The following is a 12,608-nucleotide window of genomic DNA, read 5'->3' on the forward strand; positions in this document are numbered from 1 at the left end:
GAAGGCAAGACCTTGCGCGATGTCGTGCTGGAGGCCGGCGCCGTGCGCTTCAAGCCGATCTTGCTGACGGCGCTGGCCGCGATGATCGGCGCGGCGACGATCCTGCTCGACCCGATCTTCCAGGGCCTGGCGATCTCGCTGCTGTTCGGCCTTGCCTCGTCCACCCTGCTCACCGTGCTCGTCATCCCCGCGATCTACATTGCCCTGCGCGCGCCCGGCAAACCGACCATGAAAGCATCCTAGGACATCTCCATGACCAAGAACTACAGCGAGATCTGCAAGGACATCTCCGGCAACCTGAAGACGCTGCGCAAGGATATCCCCGACGTCATGCAGGGCTTCTCGGCGATGGCGCGAGCTGCCACTGCCGACGGCGCGCTCGACAAGAAGACCAAGGAGCTCATTGCGCTGGCGATCGGCGTGGCCGTCCGCTGCGACGGCTGCATCGGCTTCCATGCCGAGGCGCTGGTGCGCCTCGGCGCCACGCGACAGGAGGTCGAGGAAACGCTCGGCATGGCGATCTACATGGGCGGCGGCCCGTCACTGATGTACGCCGCCGATGCGATCGGCGCCTTCGAGCAGTTCCAGCAGCAGGCGGGAACCTGAGTCGGGCTCAGCAAACAGATGACGAGAACGGTCGGACTTTGTGATGTCATCGAAGCAAGATTGGACGGACACGTTCCCGCCGCTGCAGCAGTTGCCGGAAGAGATTTTCAAGCAACTGCGCGAGGCGAGCCTGATCGTTGAGCTTCCCGAAGGCAGCCGGATTTTCGGCCCTGGCCAGGCTCCGGAGTCCTTTCTTCTGCTGCTGGCGGGAACCATTCGCGTTCAGCAGACGTCGGAGTCCGGGCGCGAGATCGTGCTCTACCGCGTTCAGGCCGGCGAGAGCTGCGCCCTGACCACCGCCTGCCTGATGGGCTACGAGGAATACCAGGCCGAGGGCATCGCCGAGACGCCCATCCGGGCCGTGGCGATTCCTCGCGCACTGTTCGACCGGCTGATCGCCACCTCGCGCGAATTCCGCCAGTTCGTGTTCACGGCGTTCAGCCGCCGGGTCACGAACCTGTTTCGCGTCATTGAGGAGGTGGCATTCGAGCGGATCGACGCCCGGCTGGCGCAGAAGCTGCTCGAGCTTGCCGGGGCGAAGCAGCAGGTTCTCGCCACCCACCAGGATCTGGCCAACGAGCTCGGCAGCGCCCGCGAGGTGATCAGCCGCCAGCTCAACGAATTCGCCAGGCGCGGCTGGTTGCGAGTGGCTCGCGGAGTGGTCGAGATCACCGACAGACCAGCGCTCGCGCGGCTGGCCCAGCATGGTTAGAAACCCGACCGTCTCGGTGACTTAGTTACAGACCGTCGCGCCTCTGCCGCATTAACGTTCGCTTCATCACAACGCCAGTGGGGAGCGTCAGATGACACGGAATGTTGGCAAGGTCGACCGGCTGCTCAGGATCGTCGTCGGACTGGCGGTTCTCAGTCTCATGTTCGTCGGCCCGCAGACGATGTGGGGCCTGCTTGGTCTGATCCCGCTCGGCACCGCGCTGGTCGGCTGGTGTCCGCCCTACGCTTTGCTCGGCATCAACACCTGCGGAACGAAGTCGAGCCCGACGTCTTAGACCCGGCAAAATAACAGAGAGTACGGGGCGGCGATGCCGCCCTGGAGCTTCATTGTGGAGCAGCAGCCATGTCCTATCCGATCGATGTCCGCGTGCGGCCCAAGGTGGCCGGCTTCTTCGATCCGGACACCAGCACGATCAGTTATGTCGTGAAGGATCCGTCATCGCCGTCCTGTGCGATCATCGATCCCGTCCTCGACATCGACTATGCGGCCGGCCGCCTCGGCACCCGCTCCGCGGACACGCTGATCGACTACATCAGGATGAACGATCTGCGGCCGGAATGGCTGATCGAGACGCATGCCCATGCCGATCATCTCTCGGCCGCGCCCTATATCCAGGACAGGCTCGGCGGCAAGATCGGCATCGGCGAGCACATCCTCATCGTGCAGGAGACGTTCGGCAAGGTCTTCAACGAAGGCACCGAGTTTCGCCGCGACGGCAGCCAGTTCGACCGGCTGTTCAAGGACGGCGACACCTATCAGGTCGGGCAGATGACCGCCTTCGTGATGCACACGCCCGGCCACACGCCGGCCTGCGCGACGCATGTGATGGGAGATGCGGCATTCGTCGGCGACACGCTGTTCATGCCCGACGGCGGCACCGCTCGCGCGGATTTCCCCGGCGGCGACGCGCGGACGCTGTTTCGGTCGATCCGCAGGATTCTCGAGACGCTGCCGCGCGAGACCCGGCTGTTCATGTGCCACGATTACGGCCCTGACGGACGTGAGGTACGGTGGGAGACGACGGTCGGCGACGAGCGCCTCCACAACATTCACGCCCGCGATGGCATGACCGAGGACGCGTTCGTCACCCTGCGCGAGGCCCGCGACAAGACGCTGGGCATGCCGCGGCTGATCATCCCCTCGCTGCAAGTGAATATCCGCGCTGGACATCTTCCTCCCGCCGACGACAGCGGAAAGATCTTCCTGAAGGTGCCGATCAACGCGCTGTGACCTCAGTTGCACGATCGCACCGTCACGAAGATGTCAGTTGCCAACCACGAGCGGTCCGCGCGACGTGTCTGTGCTGGAGAAGCGAGCCGAAGATGAGGCGATCTGGTTTCAAGGTGCCCGTGCTGACCCGCCGCCTCGTGGCGGCGCTGGTCGCGGTCGCCATGAGCCTGGTTCCGCTGCTCGGCACGCTCGAAGCTGCAACGGCGACAACGGCCGACGGCGTCCATGCGCAGCAATGGTCGTCGACGACGACACCTGCGCCGAAGCCGTGCCGGAAGGCCGTGCTGCCCGGCACCATCAACCTCTGTCCCTTCGCCGCGGCGAGCCTCACCGCTCTCCCGGCAGATGACGGCGCAACTGCGCAGCCGCTGGCCGCCTCCCGCACGCTGTCGTGGCAATCCCGGCATGACGCGCTGGCGACGCAATGCCACGCGTCCTCGCCCTACCGTCCTCCCTGTCGCCGCTCCTGATCATCGTTTCGCGCGCGGCGTAACGCTGCGGCCCGAGCGAGCGAAATTCCATCATCGATCGCGCATCGAACGGATCGCATAGCGCAGCCGCGTGTTCGGGCCGCCTTGCGTCGAACCGCGCGGCACGACCGCTTGAGACATGCGCTGACCGCGCAGGGAGATCATCATGTCCATCCGCCATCCTGGCTGGCTCGGCCTGCTGCTGGGCGCGCTTCTCGTTGCGACGACGGGTGCGAGCGCCGGCGCGTCGCGGCCTCAACCGAACCTCGAAACGCGCCTGGTGGTCGGCGACGTCGCACGCGCCGACAGCGGTGTGACGACGGCCTGGGCGGGCCTCGACGTCAGGCTCGACGCCGGCTGGCATACGTATTGGCGCTCCGCGGGCGACGCCGGCGCGCCACCGGAGTTCGACTGGACCGGGTCCACCAATGTCGCTGATGTCACGGTCGAATGGCCGGCGCCGCGCCGCTTCAGCGAGCAGGACATCGACACGTTCGGCTATGAGGAGCACGTGCTGTTTCCATTGCGGGTGCGGCTGCAGGATGGAGCAGCGCCGGCGCATCTCAAGCTGAAGGCAGTCCTGTTCGTCTGCTCGATCATCTGCACCCAGCAGGAGGCGCAGCTGGAGGCCGACATCCCGGCGACGCCGCATCAGCCAAACGATCAGGGCCTGATCGAGGAATGGCGGCAGAGCGTGCCGCGCGAGACCGCGCCGGGCCTCTCCGTCACCGCGCTACGCATCGAGCGCCAGCCCAAACCGCAGCTGCGTCTCGAGGCCCGGGCCGCGCCGCCGCTGCGCGCGCCCGACGTCTTCGTCGATGGCAATGAGGCGGTGTCCGGTGGTCGTGCTCAAGTCAGCAACAGCTCAGATGGCGCCGTCACGATCCATGTGCCGTTGCAAGGCCTCGATCAGGCCGCCGCTGAACAAAGGTTGCGAGTCACGCTGGTCGATGGCGACCGCGCGATCGAAGCCACGCTGCCCGTGGACGCTGATGCTGTCGCCGCGAAGTCGGCACCGGCAAGGCCGCATGCCGCTGCGGCATCGCTCTGGAGCATCCTCGGCGTGGCGCTGCTCGGCGGCTTCATCCTCAACTTCATGCCGTGCGTGTTTCCGGTACTGTCGCTGAAGCTCGTTTCCCTGGTCGATCACGATCCGGCCCACGCGCCATCACGGCGTCCGGCCTTCCTGGCGACGGCCGCAGGGATCATCGCGTCATTCGTGGCTCTCGCCCTGGTCCTCTCCGTCCTCAAAGCCGCGGGCGCGGAAGTCGGCTGGGGGCTGCAGTTTCAGCAACCGGCTTTCCTCGTCGCAATGATCGTCGTGCTCGCCGCGTTCGGCGCCAACCTGCTCGGCCTGTTCGAGATCCGCCTGCCCTGGTGGATCGCCGGCCGCCTCGGCGGCGCCACCGGCCGCAACACGATGGCGGGGCACGCCATCAACGGCTTCGTCATGACGCTGCTCGCGACACCCTGCTCTGCACCGTTCGTCGGCACCGCCGTCGCGTTCGCGCTGTCACAGGCTGCGCCGCAGATCCTGCTGGTGTTCACCGTACTCGGGCTCGGCATGGCCGCCCCCTATCTCGGCCTCGCAGCGGCGCCGCGCCTGGCCACGCTGTTTCCTCGGCCGGGCCGCTGGATGCTGACGCTGCGCGCCGTTGCGGCGCTCGCGATGATCGCCACTGCATCATGGCTGCTGCGCGTGCTCGCGGACATCAGCGGCGTTGCGACCGCGGCCGTGCTCGCCGCCGTCCTGCTCGTGCCCGCGCTGATCCTGACCATGCTGCGCTTTCCGTTGCGGCGAACGGTCGCCGGCGCGGGCGTCATCGTCGCGATCGGGCTGGTGCTGACCGCCGCCAACGTGATCAGTCCGCCGGACAGCCCAGGACGGTCGGACGGGATCGCGTGGCAGAAGCTGGCGCCGGCGGACATCGCGGCCCAGGTCCGCGCCGGCCATACCGTGTTCGTCGACATCGGCGCCAGCTGGTGCGTGACCTGCAAGGTCAATGAGAAGCTCGCGATCGACAGCGCCGCCGTGCGCAGCCGCCTCACGTCGGATGTCGTTGCCGTCAGGGCTGACTGGACCTCGCACGACGATACGATCGCGGCCTACCTGCAATCCTTCGGCCGCTACGGCCTGCCCTTCAACGTCGTGTTCGGCCCCGGCGCGCCCGCCGGCATCGTGCTGCCCGAATTGCTCACACCACAGATCGTGCTCGACGCCATCGACACCGCATCGACCATCCCACCAAAGGAGACCGACAAGACATGATGACCAGGAAGACCTTCTCCGCTTCGCTCGCGACGCTGCTGCTGCTCACGGCTGCCACACTGCCGCTCCAGGTCCGCGCAGAGGATGACGACGGCGACATTCTGAGCGAGGCGCGAATCTTGCGCGATCCCGCCATTCCCGTCCTCGGCAATGCCGATGGCGACATCACGATCGTCGAGTATTTCGACTATCAATGTCCGTATTGCCGCAAGATCAGCCCGGAGCTCGCCAAGGTGGTTCGCGACGACGGTCACGTCCGCCTGATCTTCAAGGACTGGCCGATCTTCGGCGGACCGTCGATCTACGCGGCCCGCATGACGCTTGCGGCGAAGTACCAGGACAAGTTCGCCGAAGCCCACGAGGCCCTGATCTCCCTCAAGGACAAGCTCTCGGAGGCGAACGCCGACGCCGCGCTCTCTGCCGCCGGGATCGACCTCGCGCGCGCCAAGGCCGATCTGGCCGCCAAAGGCAGCGAGATCGATGCCGTCCTCGCCCGCAACCACGACCAGGCCATGGGCCTGGGCTTCCAGGGCACCCCGGCCTTCATCATCGGCCGCTTCCGCGTGCCGGGAGCGCCCAACGCCCAGGCGTTCAAGCAAGCCATCGCCGACGCGCGAAAGGCGTCGCGGAAGTGACGGCCGTCGTCAAGCACGCTGCTGGCGTGATGTTCAGCAGATCCGGACCGGCCGCCTAGGCGACCGGACCGCCCTGTGCGCGCCAGCGGCTCATGCCGCCGGCGTAGTGGCGGATGTTCTGCTGCCCCGCCGCCATGGCTCGCCGCAATGCCGTGGCCGAACGGCCGCCGGCCTGGCAGATCAGGACCACCGGCTTGTCGTGCACGAGGCTGTCCGGATCGAAACGCGAGAGCGGATGATTGATGGCACCTGGAATATGGCCACCCTTGAACTCGTGCGGCTCGCGGACGTCGACGATGACGCAGCTGCGCTGTTGATGCGCCTTGACCAGCTCGTCATGCTCGATGGCGGGCACGCTCGCCGATCCCGTGAGCTTGTTGAACAATCCTGCCAGCATGGGATGAACCTCTCGACTGCTGATGAGGGGGGATCGAGCGAAGCGGCCTAACCTTGCGCGCGGCTCGCCTTGGCCTCCGAAGCCTCGACCCAGAAGAAGAACGCGCCGGCGCCGATCGCGAGCGCGGCGAACCAGACACCATCCGGCACGCCAGTGATATCGGGCAACCGCACTTTGCCGAGCGCCCAGACGTTGAGAATGTGGGCCTTCACCCAGTCGAAGCTGAGCGCATACAGGATGGCGCCAACGATCATGCCGAAGGCGCCGACGGCGGCATGCACGCTGCCGCTGGCGATGGCGCCGAGCGCGGTGCCGGGGCAGTAGCCGTAGACCACCATGCCGATGCCGAACAACGCCGCGCCGAGCGCGACCGCCAACATGTTGGCATCCTTGACGTAGTATTTGGTGTTACCGGTGTCCACAAGCAGCAGCACGCCGATGCCGCCGACCACGATCGCGGTGCCCATCACCTTCAGGACGGTGAAATCGCGCAGCCGGAACTGGTTCTCGATCACGTTGCAGCTCGTGACCTTGCCTTGCTGCAGCAGATAGCCGAACACGGCGCCCATCAGGATCGGGCCGGCGATGCTCATCAAAGACGTCATGACCTCTCTCCCTCTCAGGCCTTGCGGAACATCAGGCGCGACACGACAAGGCCGGTCGCAAACATCACCGCCAGGAACAGCCAGCTCGACAGCGCCAATTGCAGCCCGCCGGAAATACCGTGTCCGCTGGTGCAGCCTCCGGCCAGCCGCGCGCCATACATGATGACGATGCCGCCGACAAAAGCGGCGACGAAGCGCTTGAACACCGAGGGACCGAAGCGCTGCTTCCAGACCTCCGGCACCAGCTCGAGGCGCCATGTTCCCGAGATGATCGCCGACAGGAACGCGCCGAGTGGAACGCCGACCAGGAACCACACGCCATAGTCCCATTTCAGCGGCATCGACTTCCAATAGCTGTTGGCGGCGACGACGTCGGATCCGACCACCGGCGCAGCAAACAGCGAGGCGACACGGGAAAACGCCGTCGTTACGCCGAGCGGATCGCCGAACCCGGCAAAGGCCACCCAGCTCAGGATGCCGATACCGGCCCCGACCAGATAAGGCGACCAATCGATCCGTCTGGACTTCCTCGCATCTCCGACTGCGACGTCGGTCATGATCGTCATGACGCCTGTCCTCCCTGCTGGCGCGCGGCGCACGCCGCACTGATGCCGCGCATTATATACGTATATTCGCACTTGTGAATATCACTTATGGTCGCGTCGTCGCGCCCGACAGCGTCTCGCGCAGCGCTTGTTTGGCACCGAACAGCCAGCGGTCGACGACGAAATCCGTCACGGCCGCGCCCAGCCACATGCCGCCGAGCACGATCCAGGCCGTCAGCGCGAACACCGAGGCTCCGGTCACACCGGCCCCGACGGCGCAGCCTCCGGCCAGCATCGCGCCGAACCCCATGAGGACGGCACCGATCAGATAGCGACGCATGCCGCGCCCATCGGAGAAGCCTTCTAGATTGAGCTCGCGGGCTAGCGCGGCGGCGACGAACGAGCCGAGGAACACGCCCGGGATGATGCCGAGATCGAAGCCCGGCTTCAGCTGCTGGCTCGCCAGCACCTGCATCAGGAGCTCGGCGGAAGGGCCGCTGAACGTCAGGCTCTTCAGCGGCACCGGCGCGAACGAGGCTTGGCCGAGCTGATAGGTCAGCAGCCAGCCCACCGCGACTGCCGCGCCCGCGGCGACGGCCGAACCCAGGGCCTTCGCACCGACCTGAAACTTCGACACTGCAGCGAGGCCGGCCACGAACCACAACATGCCGAAGCCGAGCTTCTCCGGCGTGCCGCCGCCGAACAGACTCATGATGTCGCGCGACGGCCCGCCGTCGACGAGCCAGAGATTGGTGAGCCACTCGCGCGCCGGCGCGAGCAGGCCACGATAGGCGGACTGCGCGGTCACCGCGAAGATCAGGCCCGACAGCAGCGCCCGCAGATTGCCGTTCGCCGAGAGCACCAGCAGCCGGCTGGCGCAGCCGCGCGCCAGGATCATGCCGCAGCCGAACAGGGTGCCGCCGACCATCGCGCCGGAGATGCTTCCCTGCTGCGCCAGCTGGCGCGCTTCGGAGACATCGAGCAGCCCCATCGCCACCAGCGCTTGGGTGCCGAGCAGCGCCGAGGCGAAGGTGAGGAGCCACACCGCCAGACGCGGCCCGCCCTGCCCGCGCGCGAACTCGATCGTCGCCGCCCGCAAGCAGAAGCGGCTGCGCTGGGCGAAGAAGCCGAACGCGCCGCCGACCGCGAGCCCACCCAGCAGCGACACCAGCTCCTCACCCAACAGGTCGATCAATGCGGTGAGCACGGGCGCTCTCGTCGTTCAGATCTGCTGCTCAATCCGCCGCGCGGCTGCGGCAAGGAAGTATGCACCTACTACGGACGCAGATATGCATATCCGCTCTGCTGAAGCTCGGTGAGACGCACCACCCCGCCCTTCGAGGCCACCGCGAAGCCGGGCAAGAGATCGTCCAGCTTCACGCCTTGCGCCTTCATGGTGTTGGCACAGGCATCGAAACCGACCCCGGCTTTCATCAGCCGCTCCGCCAGCGCCGCAATGGCCTGATCGGCCGAGATCGCGTGAAAGGCCCGCAAGCCCGGACCGTGGATCACCAGCCGGATGTCGGCGCGACCGGGGCCGCCGGTGCCGTCGACATGGTTCTGGATGTTGCCGAGCACGAAGAGCGCGCGATCCTGGTCGGCCAGATGATAGGCGACGCGCTGGCGCGGAGACTCCGTCGCGGCCCGGGCGCTGCCGACACCCAACAGTCCGAACAGGCTGGCAAGCCCGGCTTGCATCAAGGATCGTCGTTCCATGGGCTACTCCTAACGCGCGGCTGCAATGAATCCTGCGATGCGATCCGCGGCATCCTCGGCGGCGAGATCGCGAAAGAAGTGATCGGCATCATCGATCGTCTCCAGCCGGACACGGCTGCCGGCGCGGGCGGCCAGCGGCGCGAACGAGGCTGCCACGTCCGGCACGGTCTTGTCTTGCGCGGCCGCAAGCACCATGATCGGTAGGCTGACGTCCGCGATCAGCGCCGCCGTGTCCTGGCGCCGGTCGGCGCGATAGAACGCGACAAAGGCGCGCGCGGTCACCTTGGCATCGCGGCAGTAGATGAATCCCGGCACCGACATCCAGTCGCCACCGCGTCCCGCTGATACAGCGGCTTCGGCCTTGTCAAGCAGCGGCGCCAAGGGCTCGCCATAGCTCTCCGCATAGGCCGCCTTCAGGCTGGTCTCGATGCCCACCGTGGCTGGCGCCAGCAGGATTGCGCCTTCGATCGCGGCTTTCGGGTTGGCGACCAGATAGCGCGCGAGCTGATTGGCGCCGCGCGAGTGCCCGAGCACGAAGATCCGCGACGAGGTCTTGCGCGCCTCGGCGAGCCAGGCGGCGATCTCCTCGATCGCATCATCTGGCGCGTAGTCGTGCGGTTTGGCGCAGTCGTACATGCCGGTGCGGCGATCCAGCCCGAGCACGAGGTTGTGCGCGAGCGAGGCGATGCCACGCTCGGCCAGCGCCTTGGACAGGCCCTGGATCGTCTCCATGTCCTTGTGCGCCAGCGTGCCGTGAGTCATCAGGACCAGAGGCATATCCGGCCTCGATTGAGCCGGCAGCCTGAGCGTGGCGAGCGCCGTGCGGCCACCGATCACGAGCTCGCGCGGCTCCTCAGCGGCCAGCGCGACCGAGGCAGAGAGACAGACGACGAGCGCGAGCCACCAGCGCATGACAAGTTCCTTTACGGACGAACGATCGTCCAGTTCTTCTCGGACAGCTCCAGCAGGGTCGCGACCCCGGTCTTGACCACGGTGACGCCATCGATCAGCGGCGGCTGCCGGCCCTCCTTGCCCGCGAGCGTCTCCAAGGTATTGCCGCAGGCGATGAAGCTCACATTGGGCATCGACTTGGCGAAGCCGAGCACGCGCTCCTTCACCGGCGAGCGGTCGGCCAGCAGCATGTCGAGCCCGCCGTTGAACGCGACCACCACGATCTCGACCTCGTCGCCCTCGCCCGAATAGTGCCGGGACACATTGGCGGCGACGTCGAGTACCGCGCGCATCTTGGCCGGATCGTCGTCGCTGATCTGCAGCGCCAGCCGGTGCGGCTCCGCCGCGGCGGCAATCGAAGCGACCCCGCCTATCGCAAGCACGACGGATGCGGCCGCCAGCAGCATCTGGCGGCGGGTGCATCCGGCCATCGTCACTCGACGCCCCGCGGCTTGCCGTCCTTGTCCTCGGGCGTGACGTCGACGGCGGTCGCACGTCCGGTGATCTTGACCGGCGCGATGCAGTTCTTCATGCACGGGTCCTTCTGCCAGAAGGCCTTCTCGCTGGTCGCCCGGTCGTCCATGATGAAGCCGCCCTCGTTCGGCATCTTGATGGTGGCGAGATTCTTGTCGGTCAGCTCGAAGTTCTGATCGGTGATGACATCGTTCAGATAGAGCACATAGGCGACCAGCGCGTAGTATTCGTCGACCTTCAGCGACTGCGGGCTGCCGAACGGCATCGCGTGGCGGACATAATCGAACAGGGTCGAGGCGTAGGGCCAGTACGAGCCGACGGTCTTGACCGGATTGTCCGAGGTGAGCGAGCCCTTGCCGCCGGCGAGCACCGGCCAGCGGCCGGCACCCTCGCCGAACTCGCCATGACAACTGGCGCAATTGTCCATGAACAGCTTCTCGCCCTGGGCGACGGTGCCCTTGCCGACCGGCAGGCCCTGCCCGTCCGGCCGCACGTCGATATCCCAGCCGCGGATCTCCTCGACCGTCGGCGCGCGGCCGATGTTGAAGCGCTGCGGCGCAGCAGCTTCCGTCTTCGCCTCGGTCTTTGCGTCCGTCTTTGCGTCAGACTTGGCCGCGATCTTCTCTCCCGGTCCACCGGCGAGCGCGACCGAGCCCGCAAGGGTGGCGAGCGCGACTGCAATGATCAGCTTAGGCGACCTCGACATTCTCGACCTCACCGTTTGCCTGCACATGCCAAGTCTGGATGCCATTGTTGTGATAGATGGAGTTGTAGCCGCGCACCTTGCGCAACTCGGCCTTGGACGGCTGGACGTAGCCGGTCTCGTCCTGCACCCGCGACTGCAGCAGCAGCGGCTCGCCGTTCCAGTCGAACTCGTAATAGAAGCGGGTCAGCGCCTTATCGAGCACAGGGCCATCGATCCGCGCCGGCCACCAGTTGCGGCCGCCGTCGAGCGACACATCCACGCGCTTGACCTTGCCGTTGCCGGACCACGCCAGGCCCGAGACGATCGTAAAGCCCTTGCCGTGCTTGATCGGCGCCTGCGGGCTCGGGCTCGTGATCACGGACTTCGCGTCCATCGACCAGGTGAAACGGCGCGCCTTGCCGTTCGGCAGCAGGTCCGTGTACTTCGATGTCTCCTCGCGGGTGTGCCAGGGCTGATCGCCGACCTCGATACGGCGCAGCCATTTGACCCAGAGATTGCCCTGCCATCCCGGCACCACGAGCCGCATCGGATAGCCCTGCTCGGGATACAGCGCCTCGCCGTTCATCTTGTAGGCAATGATGCAGTCGTCGAGCGCCTTCTCGATCGGCAGACTGCGATCCATCGACGCGGAGTCGGCGCCCTCGACGAGCAGCCATTTGCCGCTCGGCTTGACACCAGTCTCTTCCAGCAGCGTGCGCAGCGAGACGCCGGTGTACTGCACGCAGTGGATCATGCCATGGGTGAACTGGCAGCCGTTGAGCTGGGCGCCGCGCCACTCCATTCCGGAATTGGCCGCGCATTCCATGAAATGGATGCGGTTGATGCGCGGGTAGCGCTTGAGCTCGTCGAGCGACAGCAGCAGCGGCCGCTCGACCAGACCATGGATCATCAGCCGGTGATCGGCCGGATCGACCTCGGCGACGCCGCCGTGATGGCGCTCGAAGCACAGCCCGTTCGGCGTGATGATGCCTTCGAGCTCATGCAGCGGCGTGAAGCTGACCGAGGATTCGCGCGAGGCCGTCAGCCATTCGACGTCGCGGCGGATGACATCCTTCTCGAATTTCGACGGCTTGCCGTAGGGACGCACGGCGACGCCCTCGCCGAGCGTGCGCGTCCATTCCGGCACGTTCGGCGGCTGATTGGCGGGATTGCCGGCACCGGCACGCGCCTGCGACGCCAGCGCCGTGGCCGCGAGACCGCCCGCTGCCGTCAGGAAGCCACGGCGCGACGCGCGAGGTACTGAGGAGAGAGATTTGTCCTTGGACATCGTC

Annotated in this window: 18 protein-coding genes; 8 read left to right on the top strand and 10 right to left on the bottom strand. The window is 66.6% G+C overall.

Annotated elements, in window-relative coordinates:
- The 6 genes from ACQR1B_RS30485 to ACQR1B_RS30510 all read left to right on the top strand — a co-directional run.
- A partial coding sequence (locus ACQR1B_RS30485) for an efflux RND transporter permease subunit (RefSeq protein WP_434871386.1) occupies positions 1-243 on the top strand: 243 nt, incomplete at its 5' end.
- Positions 244-252: 9 nt separating this feature from the next.
- Entirely contained in the window at positions 253-606 is a 354-nt protein-coding gene (locus ACQR1B_RS30490) for a carboxymuconolactone decarboxylase family protein (protein ID WP_434836571.1), read from the top strand.
- Positions 607-649: 43 nt separating this feature from the next.
- Complete coding sequence (locus tag ACQR1B_RS30495) at positions 650-1,318, top strand: Crp/Fnr family transcriptional regulator (RefSeq protein ID WP_434836577.1); 669 nt, start codon at positions 650-652, stop codon at positions 1,316-1,318.
- Positions 1,319-1,409: 91 nt separating this feature from the next.
- Complete coding sequence (locus tag ACQR1B_RS30500; protein WP_434836570.1) at positions 1,410-1,613, top strand: YgaP family membrane protein; 204 nt, start codon at positions 1,410-1,412, stop codon at positions 1,611-1,613.
- 68 nt (positions 1,614-1,681) lie between these two features.
- On the top strand, positions 1,682-2,569 hold the full coding sequence (locus ACQR1B_RS30505) for an MBL fold metallo-hydrolase (RefSeq protein ID WP_434836569.1): 888 nt from the start codon (positions 1,682-1,684) through the stop codon (positions 2,567-2,569).
- 92 nt (positions 2,570-2,661) lie between these two features.
- Positions 2,662-3,039, top strand: coding sequence for a hypothetical protein (locus ACQR1B_RS30510; protein WP_434836568.1), 378 nt, complete (start codon positions 2,662-2,664; stop codon positions 3,037-3,039).
- Positions 3,040-3,090: 51 nt separating this feature from the next.
- Here ACQR1B_RS30510 and ACQR1B_RS30515 read toward each other — a convergent pair whose 3' ends face one another.
- Positions 3,091-3,213 (bottom strand): hypothetical protein, encoded by a 123-nt coding sequence (locus ACQR1B_RS30515; protein WP_434836567.1) that lies wholly within the window; start codon positions 3,211-3,213, stop codon positions 3,091-3,093.
- Here ACQR1B_RS30515 and ACQR1B_RS30520 point away from each other — a divergent pair.
- Both ACQR1B_RS30520 and ACQR1B_RS30525 read left to right on the top strand, forming a co-directional pair.
- On the top strand, positions 3,206-5,308 hold the full coding sequence (locus tag ACQR1B_RS30520; protein ID WP_434836566.1) for a protein-disulfide reductase DsbD family protein: 2,103 nt from the start codon (positions 3,206-3,208) through the stop codon (positions 5,306-5,308). The genes ACQR1B_RS30515 and ACQR1B_RS30520 overlap by 8 nt on opposite strands.
- Entirely contained in the window at positions 5,308-5,943 is a 636-nt protein-coding gene (locus tag ACQR1B_RS30525; RefSeq protein ID WP_434836576.1) for a DsbA family protein, read from the top strand. Before ACQR1B_RS30520 ends, ACQR1B_RS30525 begins: the two co-directional genes overlap by 1 nt.
- Positions 5,944-5,998: 55 nt before the next feature.
- Here ACQR1B_RS30525 and ACQR1B_RS30530 read toward each other — a convergent pair whose 3' ends face one another.
- The 9 genes from ACQR1B_RS30530 to soxC all read right to left on the bottom strand — a co-directional run bounded on the left by ACQR1B_RS30530 (position 5,999) and on the right by soxC (position 12,604).
- Positions 5,999-6,340: a rhodanese-like domain-containing protein gene (locus ACQR1B_RS30530; protein WP_434836565.1), complete on the bottom strand. Its 342-nt coding sequence runs from the start codon at positions 6,338-6,340 to the stop codon at positions 5,999-6,001.
- 47 nt (positions 6,341-6,387) lie between these two features.
- Complete coding sequence (locus ACQR1B_RS30535) at positions 6,388-6,945, bottom strand: YeeE/YedE thiosulfate transporter family protein (RefSeq protein ID WP_434836564.1); 558 nt, start codon at positions 6,943-6,945, stop codon at positions 6,388-6,390.
- Positions 6,946-6,959: 14 nt separating this feature from the next.
- Positions 6,960-7,502: a YeeE/YedE thiosulfate transporter family protein gene (locus tag ACQR1B_RS30540; protein ID WP_434836575.1), complete on the bottom strand. Its 543-nt coding sequence runs from the start codon at positions 7,500-7,502 to the stop codon at positions 6,960-6,962.
- A 94-nt stretch (positions 7,503-7,596) separates the two neighbouring features.
- Complete coding sequence (locus ACQR1B_RS30545; protein ID WP_434836563.1) at positions 7,597-8,697, bottom strand: YeeE/YedE family protein; 1,101 nt, start codon at positions 8,695-8,697, stop codon at positions 7,597-7,599.
- Positions 8,698-8,765: 68 nt separating this feature from the next.
- A complete protein-coding gene (locus ACQR1B_RS30550; RefSeq protein WP_434836562.1) occupies positions 8,766-9,206 on the bottom strand; it encodes a DsrE family protein in 441 nt (146 codons plus the stop codon).
- Between the two features lie 9 nt (positions 9,207-9,215).
- Complete coding sequence (locus ACQR1B_RS30555) at positions 9,216-10,118, bottom strand: alpha/beta hydrolase (RefSeq protein WP_434836561.1); 903 nt, start codon at positions 10,116-10,118, stop codon at positions 9,216-9,218.
- A gap of 11 nt (positions 10,119-10,129) precedes the next feature.
- Positions 10,130-10,564: a hypothetical protein gene (locus tag ACQR1B_RS30560; RefSeq protein ID WP_434836574.1), complete on the bottom strand. Its 435-nt coding sequence runs from the start codon at positions 10,562-10,564 to the stop codon at positions 10,130-10,132.
- A 26-nt stretch (positions 10,565-10,590) separates the two neighbouring features.
- Complete coding sequence (locus tag ACQR1B_RS30565; RefSeq protein WP_434836560.1) at positions 10,591-11,382, bottom strand: c-type cytochrome; 792 nt, start codon at positions 11,380-11,382, stop codon at positions 10,591-10,593.
- Entirely contained in the window at positions 11,321-12,604 is a 1,284-nt protein-coding gene (soxC, locus tag ACQR1B_RS30570) for a sulfite dehydrogenase (protein ID WP_434836559.1), read from the bottom strand. Before soxC ends, ACQR1B_RS30565 begins: the two co-directional genes overlap by 62 nt.
- Positions 12,605-12,608: the final 4 nt, after the last annotated feature.

The organism is Bradyrhizobium oligotrophicum (genome assembly GCF_051168495.1).
GTDB lineage: Bacteria > Pseudomonadota > Alphaproteobacteria > Rhizobiales > Xanthobacteraceae > Bradyrhizobium > Bradyrhizobium oligotrophicum_A.

Coding starts and splice junctions, on each gene's coding strand:
- ACQR1B_RS30490 (WP_434836571.1), top strand. CDS start 253: ATGACCAAGAACTACAGCGAGATCTGCAAGGACATCTCCGGCAACCTG.
- ACQR1B_RS30495 (WP_434836577.1), top strand. CDS start 650: ATGTCATCGAAGCAAGATTGGACGGACACGTTCCCGCCGCTGCAGCAG.
- ACQR1B_RS30500 (WP_434836570.1), top strand. CDS start 1,410: ATGACACGGAATGTTGGCAAGGTCGACCGGCTGCTCAGGATCGTCGTC.
- ACQR1B_RS30505 (WP_434836569.1), top strand. CDS start 1,682: ATGTCCTATCCGATCGATGTCCGCGTGCGGCCCAAGGTGGCCGGCTTC.
- ACQR1B_RS30510 (WP_434836568.1), top strand. CDS start 2,662: ATGAGGCGATCTGGTTTCAAGGTGCCCGTGCTGACCCGCCGCCTCGTG.
- ACQR1B_RS30520 (WP_434836566.1), top strand. CDS start 3,206: ATGTCCATCCGCCATCCTGGCTGGCTCGGCCTGCTGCTGGGCGCGCTT.
- ACQR1B_RS30515 (WP_434836567.1), bottom strand. CDS start 3,213: ATGGACATGATGATCTCCCTGCGCGGTCAGCGCATGTCTCAAGCGGTC.
- ACQR1B_RS30525 (WP_434836576.1), top strand. CDS start 5,308: ATGACCAGGAAGACCTTCTCCGCTTCGCTCGCGACGCTGCTGCTGCTC.
- ACQR1B_RS30530 (WP_434836565.1), bottom strand. CDS start 6,340: ATGCTGGCAGGATTGTTCAACAAGCTCACGGGATCGGCGAGCGTGCCC.
- ACQR1B_RS30535 (WP_434836564.1), bottom strand. CDS start 6,945: ATGACGTCTTTGATGAGCATCGCCGGCCCGATCCTGATGGGCGCCGTG.
- ACQR1B_RS30540 (WP_434836575.1), bottom strand. CDS start 7,502: ATGACCGACGTCGCAGTCGGAGATGCGAGGAAGTCCAGACGGATCGAT.
- ACQR1B_RS30550 (WP_434836562.1), bottom strand. CDS start 9,206: ATGGAACGACGATCCTTGATGCAAGCCGGGCTTGCCAGCCTGTTCGGA.
- ACQR1B_RS30555 (WP_434836561.1), bottom strand. CDS start 10,118: ATGCGCTGGTGGCTCGCGCTCGTCGTCTGTCTCTCTGCCTCGGTCGCG.
- ACQR1B_RS30560 (WP_434836574.1), bottom strand. CDS start 10,564: ATGCTGCTGGCGGCCGCATCCGTCGTGCTTGCGATAGGCGGGGTCGCT.
- ACQR1B_RS30565 (WP_434836560.1), bottom strand. CDS start 11,382: ATGGCATCCAGACTTGGCATGTGCAGGCAAACGGTGAGGTCGAGAATG.
- soxC (WP_434836559.1), bottom strand. CDS start 12,604: ATGTCCAAGGACAAATCTCTCTCCTCAGTACCTCGCGCGTCGCGCCGT.